The organism is Streptomyces sp. RG80 (genome assembly GCF_040446465.1).
Lineage (GTDB): Bacteria > Actinomycetota > Actinomycetes > Streptomycetales > Streptomycetaceae > Streptomyces.
Genome location: NZ_JBEAAJ010000007.1, coordinates 221,766 through 244,603 on the forward strand (window position 1 = coordinate 221,766; position 22,838 = coordinate 244,603).

A 22,838-nucleotide genomic window follows, 5' to 3' on the forward strand; every position below is an offset into this window, starting at 1 on the left:
CCGCGTTCACAGGTTCGCCGTATATGACACGTACACACACTGAGAGGGGGCGGCAGCCGCAGTGACCAACATCCCCGAGACCGGTCGGACCCCACGGGTCCAGATCAGGCTCATCGTGATCCAGATCCTCGTCCTGTCCCTCCTCGGCACCCTCGGCGGGCGTCTGTGGTACCTCCAGATCCGCGAGGGCGACGAGTACGCCAAGGAGGCGTCCGGCAACCACGTCCAGCAGGTCGTCGAACCCGCCGTCCGCGGCTCGATCCTGGACGCGCGCGGCGTGCCCATCGCGGACAACGAGACCCGGCTCGTGGTCTCCGCCTCCCGCACCGACCTGCTGAAGATGAAGGACGACGGCAAGGCCGTCCTCACCAAGCTGGCCAAGGTCCTCGGCATGAAGCCCGAGGAGGTCATGCAGAAGGTCCGCCTGTGTGACGCCGAGACCCCCCAGCCCTGCTGGAACGGCTCGCCGTACCAGCCCATCCCCATCACCGACGAGGCCACCGCCAAGCAGGCCCTCCAGATCCGCGAGCGCGCCGAGGACTTCCCCGGCATCACCGCCGAGCCCGAGGCCGTCCGCCGCTACCCGAGCCCCGGCAAGGCCAACACCGCCCAGGTCCTCGGCTACCTCTCCCCGGTCACCGACGAGGAGATCACCAAGGCCCAGGACACCGACTCGCCCTACCTGCGCTCCGACCAGGTCGGTCGCAGCGGCCTGGAGCGGGAGTACGACAAGGAACTGCGCGGCAAGGCCGGCGTCACCCGCTACGAGGTCGACAACCTCGGCCGCGTCATCGGCCAGGCCGCCAGCGACGACGCCCAGCCCGGCGCCAACCTCGTCACCAGCATCGACTCCCGCGTCCAGCGCGTCGCCGAGTACGAGCTGAACGACGCGATGAAGAAGGCCCGCGAGGTCTTCGACGACAACACCGGTGAGAACTACAAGGCCGACTCCGGCGCGGTCGTCGTCATGGAGGCCAAGACCGGCCGGGTCGTCGCCATGGCGTCCAACCCGACCTACGATCCCAACACCTGGGTCGGCGGCATCTCCGCCAAGGACTACAAGAAGCTCATGGGCAAGAGCTCCAACTACCCGCTGATCAACCGGGCCATCCAGGGCCAGTCGGCGCCGGGCTCCATCTTCAAGGTGGTCCCGACCGCCGCCGCGATCAACGCCGGCTACTCCTTCGACGGCCCCTACAACTGCTCCAGCTCGTACTCCATCGGCGGCCAGGTCTTCAAGAACTTCGAGACCAAGGGCTACGGCCCGATCAGCCTCGGGCGCGCCCTGGAGGTCTCCTGCGACACCGTCTTCTACCGCCTCTCCCACGAGGAGTGGAAGAAGGACGGCGGCCTCAAGCCGAACAAGGACGCCCACAACTGGTTCTACAAGACCGCCCACCAGTTCGGCCTCGGCGCCACCACCGGCATCGACCTGCCCAACGAGGTCAGCGGCCGTATCCCGGACCGCAAGTGGAAGCAGGACTACTGGAAGGCCAACAAGGACGTCTGGTGCAAGACCGGCAAGAAGGGCGGCACCTACGCCGAGCAGATCGCCTACGAGAACTGCCTCGAAGGCAACCTGATGCGCGCCGGTGACTCCGTCAACTACTCCATCGGACAGGGCGACACCCTCGTCACCCCCATCCAGATGGCCACCATCTACGCGGCGATCTCCAACGGCGGCACCCTCTACGACCCCTCGGTCGGCAAGGCGATCGTCAGCGCCGACGGCAGGACCGTCGAGGAGATCAAGCCCAAGGCCCACGGCAAGCTGCCCATAAGCAAGCAGACGCTGGCCGAGATGGACGACGCCCTCGCGGGCGTCGCCACCCGCGGTACCGCCGCCTGGCGGTTCGGCGGCTGGCCGCAGGACAAGATCCCGATGCACGCCAAGACCGGTACCGCCGAGGTCTACGGCAAGCAGACGACGTCCTGGTTCGCCACGTACACCAAGGACTACACGGTCGTCATGACCATCTCCCAGGGCGGTACCGGCTCCGGCGCCTCGGGCCCGGCCGTGCGCAACATCTACAACGCGCTCTACGGCATCTCCGCCGACGGCACCATCGACAAGAAGAACGCCCTGCTGCCCACCCCGCAGAAGAGCCTGCCGAAGGTCCAGACGGACGGCACGATCAAGTCCCCGAAGGTCTCCAAGGACCCGGCCAAGGAGCAGCGGGTGAGCCAGGAGGGCGAGCCCGATCCGGACGTGACGCAGCTCGCGGCGACCGTGGAGAACAGAGGAACAGGCAACCGCAACACCCGCAGACGGCGCCGCCGCAGGGGAAGCCGGAGGATGTGCACATGACCGGCAACAGCTTCTCCGTCTCCGGCTACGGGCCCGAACGGGCCGGCTGGACCCGGCTGTTCGCCCGCGACTCGCTCGCCCGCCGGCTGGACTGGCCGATACTGTTCGCGGCCCTCGCCCTGTCGGGGATCGGGTCCCTGCTGGTCTTCTCGGCCACCCGCAACCGCACCGAGATCAACCAGGGCGACCAGTACTACTTCCTGCTCCGGCACCTCATGAACACCGGCATCGGGTTCGCCCTGATGATCGGCACGGTATGGCTCGGCCACCGCGCGCTCAGAACGGCCGTGCCGATCCTCTACGGCGCCTCCGTCTTCCTGATCCTGATGGTGCTCACCCCGCTCGGCTCGACGGTCAACGGCGCGCACTCCTGGATCGTGCTCGGCGGCGGCTTCTCCCTCCAGCCCTCGGAGTTCGTGAAGATCACGATCATCCTGGGCATGGCGATGCTGCTTGCGGCGAGAGTGGACGCGGGCGACAAGCCCTACCCGGACCACCGGACCGTCCTCCAGGCCCTCGGTCTGGCCGCCGTACCGATGCTCGTCGTGATGCTGATGCCCGACCTCGGGTCGGTCATGGTCATGGTCATCATCGTGCTGGGTGTCCTGCTCGCCTCCGGCGCCTCCAACCGCTGGGTCTTCGGCCTGCTCGGCGCGGGCACGACGGGCGCGCTCGCGGTCTGGCAGCTCGGCGTCCTGGACGACTACCAGATCGCCCGCTTCGCCGCCTTCGCCAACCCCAGCCTCGACCCGGCCGGCGTCGGCTACAACACCAACCAGGCCCGTATCGCGATCGGCTCGGGCGGACTGACGGGCTCGGGCCTCTTCCACGGCTCCCAGACCACCGGCCAGTTCGTACCGGAACAGCAGACCGACTTCGTGTTCACGGTGGCGGGGGAGGAACTCGGCTTCGTCGGCGCGGGCCTGATCATCCTGCTGCTCGGTGTCGTCCTGTGGCGGGCCTGCCGCATCGCCCGCGAGACGACCGAGCTGTACGGCACGATCGTCGCCGCCGGGATCGTGGCCTGGTTCGCCTTCCAGTCCTTCGAGAACATCGGGATGACGCTGGGCATCATGCCGGTCACCGGCCTGCCGCTGCCGTTCGTGTCGTACGGCGGCTCGTCGATGTTCGCGGTGTGGGTGGCGGTCGGGCTGTTGCAGTCGATCAGGGTGCAGCGGCCGATGTCGGCGTAGCACCGCGACAAGAGCCTTTTCAGGGGGAGTGGGATGTCCGAGGAGTACGTGGCCGTGTGCCCGGTCGGCGAGGAACTGGTCGACCGGATCCTCGGCCTGGCGGAGCTGGACCTGACCGACGGCGACACCGTCGAGGCCCGGATACACGAGGCCGGCTGGCCCGACTGGTCCGATGCGGTCCAGGGACCGGAGTACGAGGACACCCCGGACGTCCCCGAGGCCACCCACGTCACCCCGCAGGGCCACTTCGTCACCGCCGACGGCGACGGCACGCTCTCCCTGCCCTTCGCCTACCTCTACACGGTCGACGGTGGCCTGCTCGACGAGGACATCTGGGACCCGGTCCCCGGCTGGACCAGCCAGGAGGGCGCCTGGCGACCGGAGTTCGACGCCCACTACGCCACCGTCGTCCAGCGCTTCACCGACCGGCTCGGGCCGCCGAACTACGACATCCGGCAGCCCAAGTACGACACCCGGTACGTCAGCTGGCGCCTGGAGCACAACGCGCTGATCGTCGGCCAGGGCCCCGAGCCCCTGTCGTACCACCAGTTCGAGGACGCCCACATCCTGCTGCTCTCCCGCACGGCGAAGGACGCGCCGTTCGGCGACGGCGATGAGCTGCGGGCGCTCGTCACCTCCTGATTCTCAGGAGGTTTCCCCGGGGCTGAGATCCGGTGCCCTCTGCCGTCCTGACCCGACTCCGACTAGATTCGGCTTATGGCGGACACAAAGCGCGAAATCGAGCGGAAGTACGAGTCCGACGACAGCGGGCTGCCCGACCTGACCGGCGTGGCCGGGGTCGAGACGGTCCTCGACAAGGGTGTCGCGGAACTGGACGCCACCTACTACGACACCGCCGGCCAACGCCTTGCCGCGTCCGCTATCACCCTGCGCCGTCGTACCGGCGGTTCCGACGCGGGCTGGCACCTGAAGTTCCCGGTGTCCGAGGGCGTACGCGACGAGATCCGGGCGCCGCTCTCCGACACCCTGCCCGAGGAACTCGCCGGGCTGGTCCGCTCCCGGGTCCGGCAGGCCGAGCTGCTCCCCGTGATCCGGCTGCGCTCCGCGCGGGACGTCCGCGAACTCCTCGACGCCGAGGGCCGGCTGCTCGCCGAGGTGAGCGTGGACTCCGTACGGGCGGAACGCCTCACCGGCGGGGACGGCAGCGCCCAGTGGACCGAGATCGAGGTGGAGCTCGCCGACGACGGCGACCCGACCTTCCTCGACAAGGTGGAGAAGCGCTTGCGCAAGGCGGGCGTACGACCGTCTGCCTCCGCCTCGAAGCTGGCGCGCGCCCTTGACGAGACCGCCCCGAAGAAGAAGCGGGAGCCCGCGGCCCTCGACGACCCCGCGACCGCGGGTGACCACGTCCTGGCCTACGTCCGCACCCAGCGGGACGCGATCGTCGACCTCGACCCGGCCGTACGCCAGGACGCCGAGGACTCCGTGCACAGCATGCGTGTCGCCACGCGCCGGCTGCGCAGCACCTTCAAGTCGTACGGCAAGGTCCTCGACCGGACCGTCACCGACCCGATCGGCGAGGAGCTGAAGTGGCTGGCCGGCGAGCTGGGCGTCGACCGGGATCGGGAGGTGCTGAACGAACGGCTGTCGGCGGCTCTCGACGACGTGCCGCACACGCTGGTCTACGGGGACGTCGCCGGGCGGCTGAGCGTGTGGGCGGGCGAGAGGCCCGGCGGAGCGAGCCCCCGCCTCATCGGCGTGCTGGACTCCCACCGCTACCTCGCCCTCCTCGACGCCCTGGACGCGGTGATCGCCGACCCCCCGCTGCTGAAGGCCGCCGGGAAGGATCCCGCCAAGGTGATCCCCAAGGCCGTGCAGAAGGACTTCGGCAAGGTCTCCGCGCTCGTCGCGCAGGCCCTGGAGCTGGCGTCCGGCACCGACCGGGACGTCGCCATCCACGAGGCCCGCAAGAAGACCAAGCGCACCCGCTACGCCGCGGAGGCGGCCGTTCCGGCCCTCGGCAAGCCCGCCAAGGCGCTGGCGAAGACCATGAAATCCCTGCAGAACCTGCTCGGCGAGCACCAGGACAGCGTCATGGCCCGGCAGACCCTGCTGGAGCTGTCCGCGGTGGCACACACGACAGGGGAGAGCGCCTTCACCTACGGGCTGCTGTACGGGCGTGAGGAGCGGCGTGCGGCGGCCGTGGAGGCCGAGCTGCCCGGGTTCTGGGACGAGACCAAGGACGCGGCCTCGGTCCTGTGAGCCGGCTGGACGTACAGGGGCCTGCCACGATCGCGTTACGCTAGATGGTCAACCCTGTCCGTCAAGCCCACCTCACGAAGGTTCGCGAGATGTCTGCCGAAGTCGCTGCGGCCGCCGAGTCCGTGTTCCCGCAGCTCGAAGCTCTGCTCCCGCATGTGCAGAAGCCGATCCAGTACGTCGGCGGAGAGCTCAATTCCACGGTCAAGCCGTGGGAGTCCAGTGATGTCCGCTGGGCGCTCATGTACCCCGACGCCTACGAGGTGGGCCTGCCCAACCAGGGCGTCATGATCCTCTACGAGGTCCTCAACGAGCAGGAGGGCGTCCTCGCCGAGCGCACGTACAGCGTGTGGCCGGACCTGGAGGCGCTGATGCGGGAGCACGCCGTCCCGCAGTTCACGGTGGACAGCCACCGCCCGGTGAAGGCCTTCGACGTCTTCGGGCTCAGCTTCTCCACGGAGCTCGGCTACACGAACATGCTGACGGCCCTCGACCTGGCGGGCATCCCGCTGGAGTCCAAGGACCGCGGCCTCGACGACCCGATCGTGCTGGCGGGCGGCCACGCGGCCTTCAACCCCGAGCCGATCGCGGACTTCATCGACGCGGCGATCATCGGCGACGGCGAGCAGGCCGTGCTCGACATGACGAAGATCATCCGCCAGTGGAAGGCCGAGGGCCGGCCCGGCGGCCGCGAGGAGGTCCTCTTCCGCCTCGCCAAGACGGGCTCGGTGTACATCCCGGCGTTCTACGACGTGGAGTACCTCCCGGACGGCCGTATCGCGCGCGTGGTCCCCAACAAGTCGGGCGTCCCGTGGCGTGTGTCGAAGCACACGGTCATGGACCTCGACGAATGGCCCTACCCCAAGCAGCCCCTCGTCCCGCTCGCCGAGACGGTCCACGAGCGCATGTCCGTGGAGATCTTCCGCGGCTGCACGCGCGGCTGCCGTTTCTGCCAGGCCGGCATGATCACCCGCCCGGTGCGCGAGCGTTCGATCACGGGCATCGGCGAGATGGTCGAGAAGGGCCTGAAGGCAACGGGCTTCGAGGAGGTGGGCCTCCTCTCCCTGTCCTCCGCGGACCACACGGAGATCGGCGACATCGCGAAGGGCCTCGCGGACCGGTACGAGGACGACAAGATCGGCCTGTCCCTCCCGTCGACCCGCGTGGACGCCTTCAACGTGGACCTGGCGAACGAGCTCACCAGGAACGGCCGCCGCTCCGGCCTGACCTTCGCCCCCGAGGGCGGCAGCGAGCGCATGCGCAAGGTCATCAACAAGATGGTGTCGGAGGAGGACCTGATCCGCACCGTCGCAACGGCCTACGGCAACGGCTGGCGCCAGGTGAAGCTGTACTTCATGTGCGGCCTGCCGACGGAGACCGACGAGGACGTCCTCCAGATCGCCGACATGGCGATGAACGTCATCCAGAAGGGCCGCGAGGTCTCCGGCGCCAACGACATCCGCTGCACGGTCTCGATCGGCGGCTTCGTCCCCAAGCCCCACACCCCCTTCCAGTGGGCCCCGCAGCTCTCCGCCGAGGAGACCGACGCCCGCCTGGAGAAGCTCCGCGACAAGATCCGGGGCGACAAGAAGTACGGCCGCTCCATCGGCTTCCGCTACCACGACGGCAAGCCCGGCATCGTGGAAGGCCTCCTCTCCCGCGGCGACCGCCGCATCGGCTCGGTCATCCGCGCGGTCTACGAGGACGGCGGCCGCTTCGACGGCTGGCGCGAGCACTTCTCCTACGACCGCTGGATGAGCTGCGCGGACAAGGCACTGGCCGACTTCGGCATCGACGTCGACTGGTACACCACCCGCGAGCGCTCCTACGAGGAGGTCCTCCCCTGGGACCACCTGGACTCCGGCCTCGACAAGGACTGGCTCTGGGAGGACTGGCAGGACGCCCTCGACGAAACCGAGGTCGACGACTGCCGCTGGACCCCGTGCTTCGACTGCGGGGTGTGCCCGCAGATGGACACGGCTATTCAAATCGGCCCGACTGGGAAGAAGCTGCTGCCTCTGACGGTCAAGAACGCGGGTCCGACGCCGGCAGGCTAGTCAGGACGAGATTGCCGCTGTGCTGACCACTGCTGGTGCGTCGAGCCGTCGGCAGTTGGTGCCGGGGAGCAGGCCTGGAACGCCTCTGCCAGAGCCTGGAGGGCCCTCGGGTGTTCATTCCTGAAGTCGAGTGGGTTCTGCCCCCGCCAGGTCTCGGGTGAGCGGCCTTGCGAGCTACTGAGCCTCCTTCCTTTCAAGGAAGGGGGTTCAGCGCTTCCCGGCATCGATCTCGCAGTGCCGTCTGATGAACTCTTGGTTACGCTCTAGGGGTGGTGACCTGCGCGGATAGTCGAAGTGAGTTGCCTTTGGCAAGTCCATAGGCGAGGCGGCTGTTGCTGGATACAGTCGTCTCGTCACTCCTGGTTGTGGGGGCAACCAGCGCTCTGGTCGGCGGTGCCGACGTCCTGGGGAGGGCTTGCAGCACATGAGTCGTCGTTCTAGCGGTTTTGTCGGCGTCTGGGCTGATATGCAGCGTCAGCAACAGCGTCAGCTGGAAGCTGAGGCCAGACAGCAGCGGGAGCAGGCGCGACAAGCGCGTGCCTACCAGCGACATACTGCGCAGGCTCATCGGGAGTATCGGCAAGGGGAGGCCAGGCGGCGCACTGAGGAGTTGGACGCGCAGGTCGCGTCGCTGCAAGGCGTCCTTGCTGCCGGTTGCCGAACTCCGGCCTTCAGGGCGGCCTCGTTGATGCGCTCCGAAGCGCTTCAACCCTTCTCGCCGGGACCGCTGGCAGTGCCAGTGCCCATGCCGGACCCGAATCAGTACCAGGCTCAGGGTGGGTGGACTGCGAGTCGGCGTGCGCATGCGGAGGCCGAGGCTCGTGCCCGATTTGAGCGCGACTGGCATGCGGCCCAGGCCGCGGAGGCTCAACGGCAGCAGCAGTTAGCCGCCCAGCAGCGTCAATACGAGCAGTGGGCGGAAGCACAGCGGTCGGAGGTGCGTCGGTACAACGCCGGCATCGCCGAAGTGACCGAAGGGGTTCGACGAAGGGACCCTGACTCCGTCGTCGAGTACTTCACGGCGGCCCTCTACTCGTCGACGGCGTGGCTCGAAGGGTTCCCCCGCCAGGTTGCGGCAGCTTACGACTCAGCGGCACGACAACTGGTGCTCGACTGGGAGCTGCCGGGATACGGGATCGTCCCTGAGACGAAGTCGGTGCGGTACATGGCGTCCGTTGATCAAGACAAGGAAACGCCACGTCCTGCGGGCCAGCGTCGAGCGTTGTACCGCGAAGTTCTCGCGCAGTGCATGCTGCTCGTGTTGCGTGAACTGTTCGCAGCGGATGAGTTCAACGCACTTGAGTCCGTGGCGTTGAACGGGTTCGTGGACGATCACGATCCGGCGACGGGGCGACGAACGCACATCTACTTGGCGACTGCGATGGCCCAGCGATCTGCGTTCGCCGGGCTGCACTTGGAACAGGTGGACGCGGTCAGTTGCTTGACCGACGCCCTTCGGGGACAACTTGCGACTCGACCCGACCAACTCGGCTCCGTGCGGCCCGCCCGTAAACCGCAGGACGTCGGAAACCGTGTGGTCACTCACGGAGACGACGAGGAACCGGATCTGTACGAGATGGATCCGATCGCCTTCGAGTCCCTTGTCGCCGACCTCTTCCGGGCCATGGGAATGCAGGCTGTGACGACTCAACGCTCGAACGACGGTGGCGTGGACGTCGATGCTGTTGATCCCACGCCCATCCGCGGCGGCAAGATCGTCGTGCAGGTGAAGCGCTACCGCAATACCGTGCCACCCACGGCCGTCCGCGATCTGTACGGCACGGTGCAGGACGCAGGCGCCAACAAGGGTGTCCTGGTGACGACGGCTGGCTTCGGTCCTGGCTCGCACACTTTCGCCAACGGCAAGCCGTTGGAACTCATCTCGGGCAGCGAACTCATCGACCTGCTCCACCGGCATGGCCTGCGTGGACGCCTGGGAGAAGGCGGACGAGCAGCGCCAACTCCGCAGCCGGCACCGCCGAGCGCCACGACCCCACCCGATGACTACAACGTGTTGGGCATGTCCTGGTCCGGCCACGTTGCCCTGGATGTGTGCGCGCTCGTCTGTGCTGGCAACCGAGTCCTCAGCGATGAGCACTTCGTCTTCTTCAACAACCAGCAGACTCCGGACGGTTCGGTGTGCGCGCTTCCAGCCACGGCGCCGGACAAAGCGGCAATCCGAGTCTCCTTCGACTCGCTGCCGCAGAGTGCCGACCGCTTCGTTCTGGTGGCTGCCGTTGATCCAGAGGTCAATCCGGAGGCGGATCTGTCCGGGTTCACGGATGCGTGTATCCGCTTGCTGGACCCGGCAATGGCAGAACTCGGCAGACTGGAGGTCTCCGACGGGCGTCCTCAGGAGACTGCTCTAGTACTCGGTTCATTCCGACGCAGAGCCAGTGGTGACTGGGACTTCGTGTTGGGTGGCAAGGGCTATCCAGGAGGGCTGGAGCAACTCGTTCAGGACTATGGCATTGACGTGGAGTAAAAGTGCTCGTGTGTGGTTCCGGGCTTGCCCGCAGATGAATGGGTAGGGCCCCCAAAGTCGGGCCGACTGGGAAGAAGCTGTTGCCTCTTGCACTCAAGAACGGTGGTCCGGCGTTGGCAGGGGCGAGCGGGGACGAGTTGACGGCTGCGCTCGTCGCCCGGGAGGCCTGTCGCAGATCGTCTCCGAGGTGGAGTAGGTATGAGCCGCCTGGGGCTCCTTTCGGTCATATCGTCCGCTGGTTGCATGATTCGCTGGATTCGTAGCCACGATTACTGGCATGGCGACTTCGGGGGCGAGGAGCGGTCGGTTCGGTGGTTTGGGACAGTGGTGGGGTGTCCTGGCTGGGGCGCTTCTCATCGCTGCATGGGTCAACGCGGCAGCCGGCCCAGTCGTGATCATCTCCTTGTCTGCCTTGGTCCTCCTGTGGTCCTTCTTTCAAGCTCCGGTGACCTGCGGGGCGCCGGTCCGGGGACGGGCCGACGGCTGTCGTAACAACGCCACCGGCATTCTCATGGGCTGTCACATTCATCAGCACCGCTGGCAGAAGCTCAAGATGCTGATCCTTCGGCGGCGAGTGCGCGAGTTCTGCTCCGGGTTGTTCTCAGACGGCAAAGCCACCCTCGTCACCCTCGCAGCGCTGGGCAGCTTCCTTTCCGGGCTGGTGGCGCTGATTCCAGGTGTTGCCGTCTGACATGACCGCACAGGTTTCCGGCGTGCGGCTCGACCCGCAGATGGACCCCACCATTCAGATCGGCCCTACGGGGAAGAAGTTGCTGCCTCTCACGGTCAAGAATGGTGGGCCGGCGGCAGCGGCGAATGGTCACGTGCACTGAGGTCGAGTGGGTCTGAATCTCACCTGGTCTTGGAGAGTTGACCGCACCGGCGCCTGAGCCCCCTTCCGACGGACAGGGGCTCGGTGAACCACCTTGCCGAGGAGCGCGACTTGGTGGTCGCGAGGGTGATGCAGTAATCCCCTGAGCCTGATCGCTGCCTTCCTCTTACAGACCTCGCTTCCGCCCCCGAGGCGTGGGTACGGTCATGGTCGTGTCTGGCGCACGTCGGGTTGGTCACCGTGGCCGGGCGTCGGTCGATCGCGCGTGACATGGGGGGCTGGTGCGGGCATGGCGGCTGACACAGGAGTGGGCGAGGTCGACGCGCTGATCATCACAGCACTCAAGGAGGAGTACGAGGCGGCCCGCTCTGTCGGCTTAGCCGGGTACGGAGGACACCCTGGCGTCATGGCTTGGGAGGAACGGGAGTCGGAGTCCCTGACACCCTTTCTCGTCGGAACGTACGTCCTGGCCGACGGTTCCAGCATGACTGTGGCTCTGGCACGGCCCACCAGGATGGGTGCGACCGCGACTGCGCCGGTGGTGTCGACGCTGGTGGAACGCTTGCGGCCTCGCTGCCTCGCTATGTGCGGAGTGTGCGCCGGCAACCCGGCTGATGTGGCCCTCGGCGACGTGGTGGTGGCCGAGTTGGCGTACGCCTACGACGAGGGAAAGCGCACGCAAGACGGGTTCGAGGGAGATCATCGCCAGGTTCCTGCGCCCGATGGGTGGGTGCGTGCTGCACAGGACATGGAGACGACAGATCTGCCCAGTTTCGGCGAGGCCTCTCCGCACGAGGCACGGATCTGGTTGATGGAACGGCTCTATGTCGGTGAGGATCCCAGACGGCATCCAGCTCGCGCGCGCTTTCTGTCGCAGGCATCGTGGACCGAGCAGATCCAGAGCTTGCAAGCGGAGGGTCTGGTGATCCGAGAAGGCGCCTCCCTCTCTCTTACTGACGCGGGATTCGCGCTCATCGAACAACTCGTTTATGACGACTTGGAAGGTCCCCAGCAACTGCCGTACGCCGTCGTAATCGGACCAATGGCCAGCGGTAACGTCGTGGTGAAGGATGGGCTTACCTGGGATCGACTGAAGCGATGGGGCGTGCGTTCCGTCGCCGGTCTGGAGATGGAGTCCGCCACCATCGCTCAGGTCGCACATCGGCTGGGTCTGTCAGACTGGGTGATCGCCAAAGGCGTGATGGACCACGCCGATCCACGCAAAGACGACCGATACAAGAAATTCGCGGCCCGCTCCTCCGCAGAGGTTCTGTTCAAGTTGCTGAGCCGGCGGCTGGCTTCGCAGCATTCACCTGCACGGAATGTTGCCGAGTCAAGGGTCAGGTCCGTTTACGTCATCGGTGGCGTTACGGGTGAAACCACCTACCCCGACTATGAGAAGTCCCAGCTCGCACACGTATGTGAGCAACTTGGGCAAGCGGTGGCGAAGGCCGGTGCGGAACTCGTCGTATGCAGTCCATTTCCCGACTCCGCGGACCTCCACACAGTGATCGGTTACGTCCAGTCCGGCGTGGGTCGCATCGTCCATCTTCACAGCCCTCGGCATCCGGAAGTAGCCGAGAAGCAGCGGGAGATGCTTGAGATGCTGGGCACTGGCCACGACACGGAGATCAGGAACTGGTACTACCCCGGGCCGGAAGACGATGAAGCCAGGGAGCAGGCGTGGCTGCTGTGCCAGATCCAGGCCCTCGAAGAGGCCGATGTCGTCATTGCCATCGGAGGTCGTGTCTCGAAGACCGCGAGCACCGTGCTGCACCTGGCGGAGGCACGCAGGAAGCCGATCGTGCCGTTCGCCTTTCTCGGTGGAGCGTCCCGGCGCGCATATCAAAGGCGGGACTGGGCCCGTGTCTACCCCTCACTGGACCATCGGCGACTCATGGAGAGAGATGCAGTAGCCGATGCCATGAAGATCGCGGACCAGATGGTGGCCGCCCGGCTGCGCACACCTCACAACTACAGATGGCCACCTCGCCGCGTCTTCATCAGCCGTGCGAGGCCAGATGCTCATTTCGCACAGGCTCTGGAGACTTACCTCTCCGGAGCGGGTATCAGTGCGCTGATCGGCGAGAAGGAGCTGCGGCCGGACCGCATGGTCAACCCCACGATCGAGGACGCGGTTCTTTCCGCGGACCTGTTCATCGTTCTCTGGAGCAGGTCGTACGCACTGAGCAGATTCTGCTACGACGAGATCGAGCTGGCCCTACGGCGGCATGAGGTGGGCGAACTTCAGCTCTGGATCATCAACCTCGACGGTTCGGACATTGTCCCGACCGAGGCGCGGGCTCTGCCGCAGGCTCTGGCGAAAACGCCGCACGCCCTCGTCGCCCTCGTGCGTGAACTCCTGGAGCATGCCGAGTCAGCACCTACGGTCTCTCGGCCGTGAGGCCGCTGGCGGTCAAGAATGCGGCGTCTGCGTCTGGGGGGCATGTGCACTGAGGTGGGGGCGGGGGACGGTGGGGGTCAGTTTGGTGCGGGCGAAGGTGTGGTTGGCGGTTACCCGGTCTCGGTGTTGAGGGGGTAGGTGGCCGCCGTCCAGTAGCTTTTCGCAGGCTTCCAGGGACTCGCGGTAGGCGCCCATCCAGTAGGCCGCCACCGCCAGTTCGTCCAGGGCCTGCCAGTCGTACCAGCCGTGCTCGACGAAGAGGATGTCGTCGGGCGGGGGGAGCTCCGCCGCGCGCCGGGCGAAGAGGTAGGCGAGCGGCCAGCGTTCGCCCTGGGTCCGGCAGAGGTGGGCGAGTTCGCCGAGGGGTTCGGCCCGGGTGGGGCGGTACTCGTGTGCCTCCAGGAAACGGGCCATGACCTCGGACGTCCGGCGCTTCAGTTGCAGGGCGAGGCGGGCCGCGTAGAGCCGGGAGCAGAACGCCTCCTCTGCGAAGCCCGCCATGGCCGCGCGACGGTCGTAGGCGGCCAGCGCCTTCGCCGGTTCGGCGGCGTCACGCCAGCTCTGGGCCAGATAGAAGGCGTATCGGGTGTTGTCCGGTTCCTTGCGGAGCCCGTCCTTCAGGATCGCCGCGTCGCGCAGGTACTTCGTACGCGCGCTGCCCTGTGACCGGCCGCCGCCGCCCATGATGACCATGCGGACGCCGTCGAGGGTGGCCCGGCTGAACTCCGCGTCGCATTCCAGGTATTCGTGCAGTACGCCGACGTAGCGCCAGGGGAGCCGGGTCGACACCATCGTCGGGCGCCAGTGGACGACGGGGCCGTGGCGCACCTGCATGTCGTAGCAGTCGTGGGTCAGCTCCGGCAGGGTGAAGCCGGGGTCGGTCTCCAGTACGTCGTCGGCGTCGATGAAGAGAAGGTGGCTCGCCCGCTCCCGGGCCCGTTCGATCGCCTCCGTACGGCTCGCGCCGAAGCCCCGCCACGGGCTCTCGTACAGCATTCCGGGCAGGTCGGCGAGGGTCTCGCGGACGATGTCCTGGGTGCCGTCGGTCGAGCCGGTGTCCAGGATCACCCAGGTGTCGATCAGGGGGCGTACGGATTCGAGGCAGCGTCGGATCACATGTGCCTCGTCCTTGACGATCATGTTGAGGCAGACCGCGTTCATGGCATTTTTCTCTTCTCCGAAGACCGTGGAAACAAGCAGCCACACGGCAGGGGGCGTCCGGCGGGCCTGACAATTCCGCCGGACGCCCCCTTGCCGTGGTGCTACGGGTTGATGTCGGTCCCGCTGTTCACGGCGTCGGGCGCCGGTTGCAGGTTCACCAGGGCCCAGGGGTTCTCGCAGGTGAGGGTGGGGGCGTCACCGGTGTTGATGTCGCAGGTGGTCTCGTGGATGGCACCGGCGGTGGTGATGACGTTGATGCTCACGTCCCCTTCGTCCCCGCCGCCCAGGGCCTGTTGGGCGATCGAGATTCCGCAGGCGTTCGTCGGATAGTTGCCGAGTTCGCTGAGGTCGGTCCAGAGGTAGTCGCCGGGGTTGGGCTGGAGGTCGCGGATTCCCGCGTAGGCCCTGGCGATGTCGCTCTCGGTGGCCGGGGTCAGCGCGGCTCGCAGCTCGAAGTTGTTCTCGTCCCGGCTGGCGTCGATGTCGACGCACGGGCCGGGAGCGCCGGTGGCCCCCGTCGCGCCTGTGGCCCCAGTCGCTCCGGTCGCCCCCGTGGCCCCGGTCGCACCCGGCGTGCCGTTCTCGCCCGGTGCGCCGGTGGCTCCGGTCGCGCCTGTGGCGCCGTCCTTGCCGGGAGCGCCCGTGGCCCCCGTCGCGCCGGTCGCGCCGGTGGGGCCCTTCGGTCCCTTCGGGCCCGTCGCGCCGGTGGCTCCGGTCGCGCCCTTGCACCCCGTGCCGGTGTACGCCTCCGCGGCCGCTCTCGGCTTGTGGGGCTTGTGGGGCTTGCAGTCGGGGTGCGGCGTGGCGGCCGGCCTGTCGGACACGGCTCGGGTCGCCGCCGCGGCGGGCGTGATCACTCCGGCGGAGACGACCAGGGCGAGGGAGGTCAGCACTCCGGCCTTCCGGAACCTCGCGCGGGCCAGCGGCCCGAGCAGTGAAGGAGTGGGGCGGGGGCTCATAGGCATGCTCCTTGCACGAAGTGGTCCGGGGGAGTCCCGGACCATTTCGTGAGAGTGACCCGAGGGCCCCGCCTCGGCCGCCGCGTGCGCGGGGGACGCGCCGTCAAATAGGTAAAACGGTCTAGCGGACAAGTGTTGTGACGGGGTCGCAACCCACGAGGCGCATCCGGATCGAAGGCCGGCGCGTCTTGCCCGGTATGGAACCGCAGAAGCCGTTGCCCGAGCCCCGACAACCGGAAGGGTGCCTGGTCACAGCCATCCGCATCCCGGTGCGGATCGTCGTCCTCGTGCTGGTCGTGCCGGTGCGGATGGTGTGGGACGCGCTCGTCGTGGCGGGACGGTTCCTGAACGACACCGTGTTGCGGCCGTTCGGGCGGGCGTTGCTGTGGCTCGGTCGGGCCGTGTTCGTGTGGCCGCTGGTGGGGCTCTGGCGGTATGCGGTCGTGCCGTTCGCCAAGGGGGTGGGGTGGCTGGGGAAGTGGCTCCTCGTCGTGCCCCTGGTCTGGCTCTACCGGTATGTGCTCACCCCCGTCGGGCACGGCTTCGCCTGGGTCGGACGAGGGATCGGGGCGGGCTGCGCGTGGGTGCACGCGCGCGTGCTCACGCCCGTCGGTCACGGTGTGATGTGGGTGCTGCGGGGGATCTGGGGCGGGGTGTACGCCACCGTGGCCTGGCTGGCGCGGTATCTCGTCGTCGTGCCCGCCTCGTGGGTCTACGAGTGGATCCTCACACCCATCGGGCACGGCACCGTGTGGGTGCTCCGCGGCATCGGCGTCTGCCTGTACTGGATCACGCGCGTGCTCCTCGTGCTGCCCCTGCTCGCCCTGTGGCGGTGGGTGCTCGTGCCCCTCGGGCGGTTCCTCGCCGTCGTGGGGCGGGAGGTGGGGGACGCGCTCGGGCACGCGTGGCGGGTCGCCGGGCATGTCTCGCGCGCGGTCGGACGGTTCCTCGGGACCCTCTTCCGGTGGATCTTCGTGGAGCCGGTGCGATGGGTGTACCGCACGCTGCTCACCCCCGTCGGGCACGTCGTCCGCGACCTGGTGCTCCGGCCTGTCGCCGAGGCCGCGCGGAGCGTGGGACGGGCCACCCGGCAGGCGCTGGCAGCCGCCCGGGAGTCCGTCCGGCAGGCACGCGCCGACTTCCGGCGGATGCTCCTCGGCGAGCCGCGGAAGGCGGTCGCGGTGGACCGCCGGGAACCGACGGGCCGCGAGACACGTACTCTTGGTAGCAGTACGACCGCACTCACGAAGGACTGAACGACACTGGGCAAGCGACAGCCCGAAGGCCCGCCGCCCGCACCCGCGGTGCAGCGCATCCGACTGCGCTACACCAAGCGCGGCCGCCTCCGGTTCACCAGCCACCGTGACTTCCAGCGCGCCTTCGAGCGTGCGCTGCGCCGTGCCGAGGTGCCGATGGCGTACTCGGCGGGGTTCACGCCGCATCCGAAGGTGTCGTACGCCAATGCCGCACCCACCGGCACGGGCAGTGAGGCGGAGTATCTGGAGATCGCCCTCACCCAGGCGCGGGACCCCGACAAGCTCAGGGTCCTGCTCGACGAGTCGATGCCCACCGGCCTCGACATCGTCGACGCGGTCGAGGCCCGGACCTCCGGGCTCGCCGACCGGCTCACGGCTTCGGTGTGGGAGCTGCGGCTCGACGGAGTGGACCCGGCCGACGCCGAGCGCGCGGTCGCGGCCTTCACCGCCGCCGAGGCCGTCGAGGTCCAACGCAAGACCAAGAACGGCATCCGGACCTTCGACGCCCGCGCCGCAGTCGTACAACTCCAGACGCACGATCCCCAGGCTGATAGGCCGACCGACCAGCCCTGTGCGATACTGCGGCTGGTTGTTCGGCACGTGACGCCTGCCGTTCGACCCGACGACGTCCTGTCCGGTCTCCGCGCCGTGGCCGACCTGGCGCCGCCGGTCCCCGCAGCGGTGACCAGGCTGGCGCAGGGGCTGTTCGATGAAGAGACCGGCACGGTGACCGACCCGCTCGCGCCCGACCGCGAGGCAGCTGAGGCCCTTACAACGGCCGCTGCCGCCGCGAAGGCGCCGGCGTAAGGAAGGTCCCGCGAAGGACGGACGTCGTAGCGTCGCCCTCGGACTCGGGAGCCACCTGGGTCGGGCAGCGCACCGACCAGAAGACTTTCGCCAGGCCGTACCCAACAGGGTGTACGGAACCGGCGAGACAAGACACAGAGAGCTCCCGTGCGGCGCCCGCGCCCCGGACGGCGGCACCGCGCATCGCGCGAGCCGCGGACGTCACCGGCATCGCCGGACCAGGCGCGGCGCCCGGGAGCCTGACGGGAGAAACGCCCGCATGCTCGAGCCGACCGAACCCACCGAGGGTTCCGAACTCAACACCCCCAGCGACACCCTGCCGCCGCGTCGTCGGCGCCGGGCCGCTTCCCGACCGGCGGGTCCGCCGGTCGGTGCCGAGGCAGAGACCACGGACGTGGTGACGCCGGCCATACCGGCCGCCGACCTCGTCGACGCGGTCGAGGCCGAGGGAACCGAAGAGACCGACGAGACCGCAGAGGTCGAACAGGCCGAGGAGCCGGCGGTGGCCGAGGCCGCGCCCGCCCCTCGTACGCGTCGTCGTGCCACGCGTCGCGCTTCCGCGCCCGCCGGTGCCCCTGCCGCCGCCGAGGCCGCCGAGACGGTCGTACCGGCCGCCGTGGCCGAGGTGAAGGCCGAGGAGGTCGAAGCGGCCGCCGCTGAAGCCGAGGCCGAGGCCGCCCCCGCTCCTCGTACGCGTCGCCGTGCCACGCGCCGTGCCTCCGCGCCCGCCGGTGCGCCGGCCGCCGCCGAGGAGACCGTCGTCGAGCCCGCGGTGGCCGAGGCACCTGTCGAGGCGCCCGCCGAGACTCCCGCCGAGGAGGCCGCGCCCGCCGGTCGTGGCCGCCGTCGTGCCACGCGCCGGGTGTCCGCGCCCGCCGAGGCCGTTCAGGACACCGAGGCTGAGGTGACGTCCGAGCCGGAGCCGGCCGTCGCCGAAGAGGCCGCTGCCGAGGAAGAGGCCCCGCGCCGGACCCGCCGCCGTGCCACGCGTCGTACGTCCGTGCCCGCCGAGGCCCCTGAGAGCGTGGAGGCGCCGGTGAGCGCTGTCGAGGAGAACGAGCCGGCCAAGGCCGCCGAAGAGGCTGCCGTGAGCCAGGCGCCCGCCGCCGAGGCCGCCCCCGAAGCCCCCGCCGACGACGACGCCGCCCCGCGTCGCGCGCGTCGCCGTTCCGTCCGCCGGGCCGCCACCGGGTTCTCCGAGCCGCCGGCCGCCGAGGCCGACGCCGCCGAGGACGAGCCGCGCAAGCCCGCGCGGCCCGCCGTGGCCGTGTTCCAGGCGCCCGTGTTCACCGAGCCGCAGTTCCAGACGCCCCAGCGGGCCGCCGCCGAGGCAGCCGCCGCCGAGGTGGTCGTCGAGGAGCCCGAGGAAGCCGTCGAGGAGTTCCAGGAGGAGCCGGCACCGCGTCGCCGGCGCCGCCGCCGGGGTGCCGAGGAGGCCGTCGAGGCGCAGGTCGTCGAGACCGCCGCCGAGGACGAGACCGACGAGGCCGAGGAGAGCGCCGACGTCGAGGACGCCGCCGAGGGCGACGACTCCGAGGAGAGCGGTTCGCGCCGGCGCCGTCGTCGCGGTGGCCGTCGCCGCCGTCGCGGTGAGTCGGCCGAGTCGGACGGCGAGGACGGTGACGAGCTCGCCGCCGAGCAGGCCGACCAGGATGCCGAGGACACCGCCGAACAGGTCGAGGAGGACTCCGAGGAGGAGTCCGACGAGCACGGCTCCTCGTCCTCCAGCAGCCGTCGCCGCCGGCGCCGTCGTCGCCGCGCGGGTGACTCCGGCACCGACGCCGAGCCCGGTGACGGCGACCCCGAGCGCACGGTCGTCAAGGTCCGTGAGCCCCGCCCGAAGGCCGAGCCGTCCGACGAGGTGCAGTCCATCAAGGGCTCGACCCGTCTGGAGGCCAAGAAGCAGCGTCGCCGCGAGGGCCGTGAGCAGGGCCGCCGACGCGTTCCGATCATCACCGAGGCCGAGTTCCTGGCCCGCCGTGAGGCCGTCGAGCGTGTGATGGTCGTCCGCCAGCACGGCGACCGCACACAGATCGGCGTCCTCGAGGACAACGTGCTCGTCGAGCACTACGTCAACAAGGAGCAGTCGACCTCGTACGTCGGCAACGTCTACCTGGGCAAGGTCCAGAACGTGCTGCCGTCGATGGAGGCCGCCTTCATCGACATCGGCAAGGGCCGCAACGCCGTGCTCTACGCCGGTGAGGTCAACTTCGAGGCGCTCGGCATGGCCAACGGGCCGCGCCGCATCGAGAGCGCGCTGAAGTCCGGCCAGTCGGTGCTCGTGCAGGTCACCAAGGACCCGATCGGGCACAAGGGCGCGCGGCTCACCAGCCAGGTCTCCCTGCCCGGGCGCTACCTGGTGTACGTGCCCGAGGGTTCGATGACCGGCATCAGCCGCAAGCTGCCCGACACCGAGCGGGCGCGGCTGAAGACCATCCTCAAGAAGATCGTCCCCGAGGACGCGGGCGTCATCGTGCGCACCGCCGCCGAGGGCGCCAGCGAGGACGAGCTGCGCCGCGATGTCGAGCGGCTTCAGGCGCAGTGGGAGGACATCCAGAAGAAGGCCAAGAACGGCAACGCGCCGACGCTGCTGTACGGCGAGCCGGACATGACCGTCCGGGTCGTCCGCGACATCTTCAACGAGGACTTCACCAAGGTCGTCGTCAGCGGCGACGAGGCGTGGGAGACCATCCACGGATACGTCTCGCACGTCGCGCCCGACCTGGCCGACCGGCTGTCGAAGTGGACCTCCGAGGTCGACGTCTTCGCCACGTACCGGATCGACGAGCAGCTCGCCAAGGCACTGGACCGCAAGGTCTGGCTGCCGAGCGGTGGCTCGCTGGTGATCGACCGGACCGAGGCGATGGTCGTCGTCGACGTCAACACCGGCAAGTTCACCGGTCAGGGCGGCAACCTCGAGGAGACGGTCACCAGGAACAACCTGGAGGCGGCCGAGGAGATCGTGCGTCAGCTGCGGCTGCGCGACCTCGGCGGCATCATCGTCATCGACTTCATCGACATGGTCCTGGAGTCCAACCGGGACCTGGTGCTGCGGCGCCTCCTTGAGTGCCTGGGCCGGGACCGGACCAAGCACCAGGTCGCCGAGGTCACCTCGCTGGGGCTCGTGCAGATGACCCGTAAGCGGGTCGGCCAGGGCCTGCTGGAGTCCTTCTCCGAGACCTGCGTCCACTGCAACGGCCGCGGTGTCATCGTGCACATGGAGCAGCCGACCTCCGCCGGTGGCGGCGGCAAGCGCAAGAAGCGCGGGCGCGGCGGCATCGAGCACGTCCACGAGGCCGCGGTGGCCGCCGAGGCGGCGGAGGCCGTCGAGAGCGCCGAGTTCGCCGAGGAGGCGGAGACCGAGGCCGAGGTCGTCGCCGAGGCCGCGGTCCCGGTTGCGCTGCCCGCGCCGGAGTTCGAGCCGGACGAGGAGCTGTTCAGCAGCGCCGCCGAGGCGGAGGCCGCCGCGACCCGGGGCCGTTCGCGGCGCCGGACGAGCCGTCGGGCCTCGGCTCCGGCCGGTGCGCCCAGGCGGGAGCGGGCCGAGCGGGCGGAGAGGGCCGAGGTCCCGACCGCTCAGGACGTGACCGCCGAGGAGGAGGTCGAGCGTCCGGTGCAGCCGGAGCCCGCCACCCAGGCGCAGGCCGAGCCGGCCGCCGTCGAGGACCCGGTCGTCGAGGACGCCGCGCCCAAGGGACGTACGCGTCGCCGCGCGACCCGCAAGGTGTCCGCGCCGGCTGGATCGCCCACGGGCGCCGAGGCCGCCGTCGTGACGGTCGCTGAGTCCGCCCCGGCCCCCGCGCCGGTCGCCGAGGAGGCTCCGGCCGCGCCGCCGGCCGCCGAGGCGCCCGCCGAGAGCGCCGCCCCGGCCCGTCCGAGGCGTCGTGCCGTGCGCAAGGCCACCGCGCCGACCGCGTCCGAGGAGACGGCCGTCCTGGTCGTCCCGGCGACGGAGTCCGCCGCGGAGGCCCCGGCCGCCGAGGAGGCGGCTCCGGCGAAGAAGACGGCCCGTAAGACGGCCAAGAAGGCGACCGCGAAGAAGGCCGCCGCCGCCGCAACCAAGAAGACCGCGGCTAAGAAGACGGCGGCCAAGAAGGCGACGACCAAGAAGGCCGCCGCCAAGAAGACGACGGCGAAGAAGACCGCGGCGGCCGAGCAGACGCTGTCCTCGGTCTCGGCTTCCGCCGACGAGAGCTGAGTTCGGCTCGTCCCGGGTGTGCGGCTGGTCCCGAGTGATCAGCGGCACACCCGGGGGGCCCGGCCCGGTTTGACCCCTTCGGCCGCGGCCCCGTAACCTTGACCGTCGGCGTGTCGACTGACACGTCACATCCCCGTAAACCTCTTCCTCCCGGTTTTCTTCGACCGGGAGAGGCTGCCTGCTCTGTCGGGTCGCTGGACTGCGGGGGTGCCGTTCCCGAGCGAGAGAGTGAGATCCGCGTGTACGCCATCGTGCGCAGCGGTGGTCGCCAGCACAAGGTTGCTGTCGGCGACATCGTTGAGGTTGACAAGATTTCCACTGCCAAGGTTGGCGACACGGTCGAGCTCTCGACCCTGCTCGTTGTCGACGGCGAGTCCGTGACCAGCGACCCGTGGGTGCTGGCCGGTATCAAGGTCCAGGCCGAGGTCGTGGACCACCACAAGGGCGTCAAGATCGACATCCTTCGCTACAAGAACAAGACCGGCTACCGCCGTCGTCAGGGCCACCGCCAGCAGTACACGGCGATCAAGGTCACTGAGATCCCCGCGGCTGCGAAGTAAGGGACTGAGGAGAGATGGCACACAAGAAGGGCGCATCGTCCACCCGTAACGGTCGTGACTCCAACGCTCAGCGCCTCGGCGTGAAGCGCTTCGGTGGTCAGACCGTCAACGCGGGCGAGATCCTGGTCCGCCAGCGCGGCACCCACTTCCACCCCGGCGCGGGCGTCGGCCGTGGCGGCGACGACACGCTGTTCGCCCTCGAGGCCGGTTCGGTGCAGTTCGGCACCCACCGTGGCCGCAAGGTCGTGAACATCGTCCCGGTCGCCTGAGCTAACGCTTAGGGCTCAGACCGAACGTTTCGCGAGGCGGACCTCACTTCCCCTGTGGGAAGGCGGGTCCGCCTTTCGCGTGTTACAGCAGTAGAGAACCGTACGAAGATTTCGAGTGCTGGAGGCACC

The 22,838-nt window shown here is 68.9% G+C and carries 15 protein-coding genes; 13 read left to right on the forward strand and 2 right to left on the reverse strand.

The window, feature by feature from the left end:
* The first annotated feature begins 61 nt into the window (after nt 1–61).
* From mrdA to ABKA17_RS24830, 8 genes are all read left to right on the forward strand, one after another.
* Nucleotides 62–2,308, forward strand: a complete 2,247-nt coding sequence (gene mrdA / locus ABKA17_RS24795) for a penicillin-binding protein 2 (protein ID WP_353694414.1) — start codon at nt 62–64, stop codon at nt 2,306–2,308.
* Nucleotides 2,305–3,501, forward strand: coding sequence for a rod shape-determining protein RodA (gene rodA / locus ABKA17_RS24800; protein WP_353694415.1), 1,197 nt, complete (start codon nt 2,305–2,307; stop codon nt 3,499–3,501). Before mrdA ends, rodA begins: the two co-directional genes overlap by 4 nt.
* Before the next feature lie 33 nt (nt 3,502–3,534).
* Nucleotides 3,535–4,143: a hypothetical protein gene (locus ABKA17_RS24805; protein ID WP_353694416.1), complete on the forward strand. Its 609-nt coding sequence runs from the start codon at nt 3,535–3,537 to the stop codon at nt 4,141–4,143.
* Between the two features lie 75 nt (nt 4,144–4,218).
* Nucleotides 4,219–5,724: a CYTH and CHAD domain-containing protein gene (locus ABKA17_RS24810; RefSeq protein ID WP_353694417.1), complete on the forward strand. Its 1,506-nt coding sequence runs from the start codon at nt 4,219–4,221 to the stop codon at nt 5,722–5,724.
* A gap of 89 nt (nt 5,725–5,813) precedes the next feature.
* Nucleotides 5,814–7,778, forward strand: coding sequence for a TIGR03960 family B12-binding radical SAM protein (locus ABKA17_RS24815; protein ID WP_353694418.1), 1,965 nt, complete (start codon nt 5,814–5,816; stop codon nt 7,776–7,778).
* 424 nt (nt 7,779–8,202) lie between these two features.
* Nucleotides 8,203–10,263, forward strand: a complete 2,061-nt coding sequence (locus ABKA17_RS24820; RefSeq protein WP_353694419.1) for a restriction endonuclease — start codon at nt 8,203–8,205, stop codon at nt 10,261–10,263.
* Between the two features lie 277 nt (nt 10,264–10,540).
* Complete coding sequence (locus tag ABKA17_RS24825) at nt 10,541–10,954, forward strand: hypothetical protein (protein ID WP_353694420.1); 414 nt, start codon at nt 10,541–10,543, stop codon at nt 10,952–10,954.
* Nucleotides 10,955–11,384: 430 nt separating this feature from the next.
* Nucleotides 11,385–13,499, forward strand: coding sequence for a phosphorylase family protein (locus ABKA17_RS24830; protein ID WP_353694421.1), 2,115 nt, complete (start codon nt 11,385–11,387; stop codon nt 13,497–13,499).
* Nucleotides 13,500–13,511: 12 nt separating this feature from the next.
* On the opposite strand, the gene ABKA17_RS24835 is transcribed toward ABKA17_RS24830, so the two are convergent.
* Nucleotides 13,512–14,660, reverse strand: coding sequence for a glycosyltransferase (locus tag ABKA17_RS24835; protein WP_353694422.1), 1,149 nt, complete (start codon nt 14,658–14,660; stop codon nt 13,512–13,514).
* Between the two features lie 101 nt (nt 14,661–14,761).
* Nucleotides 14,762–15,619, reverse strand: a complete 858-nt coding sequence (locus ABKA17_RS24840) for a hypothetical protein (protein WP_353694423.1) — start codon at nt 15,617–15,619, stop codon at nt 14,762–14,764.
* A 197-nt stretch (nt 15,620–15,816) separates the two neighbouring features.
* Here ABKA17_RS24840 and ABKA17_RS24845 point away from each other — a divergent pair, with 197 nt between their 5' ends.
* From ABKA17_RS24845 to rpmA, 5 genes are all read left to right on the forward strand, one after another.
* Nucleotides 15,817–16,875 carry a hypothetical protein gene (locus ABKA17_RS24845; protein ID WP_353694424.1) on the forward strand — a complete coding sequence of 353 codons (1,059 nt, stop codon included), beginning with the start codon at nt 15,817–15,819 and terminating at the stop codon, nt 16,873–16,875.
* Nucleotides 16,876–16,923: 48 nt separating this feature from the next.
* Entirely contained in the window at nt 16,924–17,682 is a 759-nt protein-coding gene (locus ABKA17_RS24850) for a TIGR03936 family radical SAM-associated protein (protein ID WP_353694425.1), read from the forward strand.
* Between the two features lie 259 nt (nt 17,683–17,941).
* On the forward strand, nt 17,942–21,880 hold the full coding sequence (locus tag ABKA17_RS24855; RefSeq protein WP_353694426.1) for an Rne/Rng family ribonuclease: 3,939 nt from the start codon (nt 17,942–17,944) through the stop codon (nt 21,878–21,880).
* A 239-nt stretch (nt 21,881–22,119) separates the two neighbouring features.
* Nucleotides 22,120–22,440, forward strand: a complete 321-nt coding sequence (gene rplU / locus ABKA17_RS24860) for a 50S ribosomal protein L21 (RefSeq protein ID WP_046259920.1) — start codon at nt 22,120–22,122, stop codon at nt 22,438–22,440.
* 14 nt (nt 22,441–22,454) lie between these two features.
* The gene (gene rpmA / locus ABKA17_RS24865; protein ID WP_353694427.1) at nt 22,455–22,709 is read left to right on the forward strand and encodes a 50S ribosomal protein L27; all 255 of its coding nucleotides are present in this window, start codon (nt 22,455–22,457) and stop codon (nt 22,707–22,709) included.
* The last annotated feature ends 129 nt before the right edge of the window (nt 22,710–22,838 follow it).

Coding starts and splice junctions, on each gene's coding strand:
- rodA (WP_353694415.1), top strand. CDS start 2,305: ATGACCGGCAACAGCTTCTCCGTCTCCGGCTACGGGCCCGAACGGGCC.
- ABKA17_RS24805 (WP_353694416.1), top strand. CDS start 3,535: ATGTCCGAGGAGTACGTGGCCGTGTGCCCGGTCGGCGAGGAACTGGTC.
- ABKA17_RS24810 (WP_353694417.1), top strand. CDS start 4,219: ATGGCGGACACAAAGCGCGAAATCGAGCGGAAGTACGAGTCCGACGAC.
- ABKA17_RS24815 (WP_353694418.1), top strand. CDS start 5,814: ATGTCTGCCGAAGTCGCTGCGGCCGCCGAGTCCGTGTTCCCGCAGCTC.
- ABKA17_RS24820 (WP_353694419.1), top strand. CDS start 8,203: ATGAGTCGTCGTTCTAGCGGTTTTGTCGGCGTCTGGGCTGATATGCAG.
- ABKA17_RS24825 (WP_353694420.1), top strand. CDS start 10,541: ATGGCGACTTCGGGGGCGAGGAGCGGTCGGTTCGGTGGTTTGGGACAG.
- ABKA17_RS24830 (WP_353694421.1), top strand. CDS start 11,385: ATGGCGGCTGACACAGGAGTGGGCGAGGTCGACGCGCTGATCATCACA.
- ABKA17_RS24835 (WP_353694422.1), bottom strand. CDS start 14,660: ATGAACGCGGTCTGCCTCAACATGATCGTCAAGGACGAGGCACATGTG.
- ABKA17_RS24840 (WP_353694423.1), bottom strand. CDS start 15,619: ATGAGCCCCCGCCCCACTCCTTCACTGCTCGGGCCGCTGGCCCGCGCG.
- ABKA17_RS24845 (WP_353694424.1), top strand. CDS start 15,817: ATGGAACCGCAGAAGCCGTTGCCCGAGCCCCGACAACCGGAAGGGTGC.
- ABKA17_RS24855 (WP_353694426.1), top strand. CDS start 17,942: ATGCTCGAGCCGACCGAACCCACCGAGGGTTCCGAACTCAACACCCCC.
- rpmA (WP_353694427.1), top strand. CDS start 22,455: ATGGCACACAAGAAGGGCGCATCGTCCACCCGTAACGGTCGTGACTCC.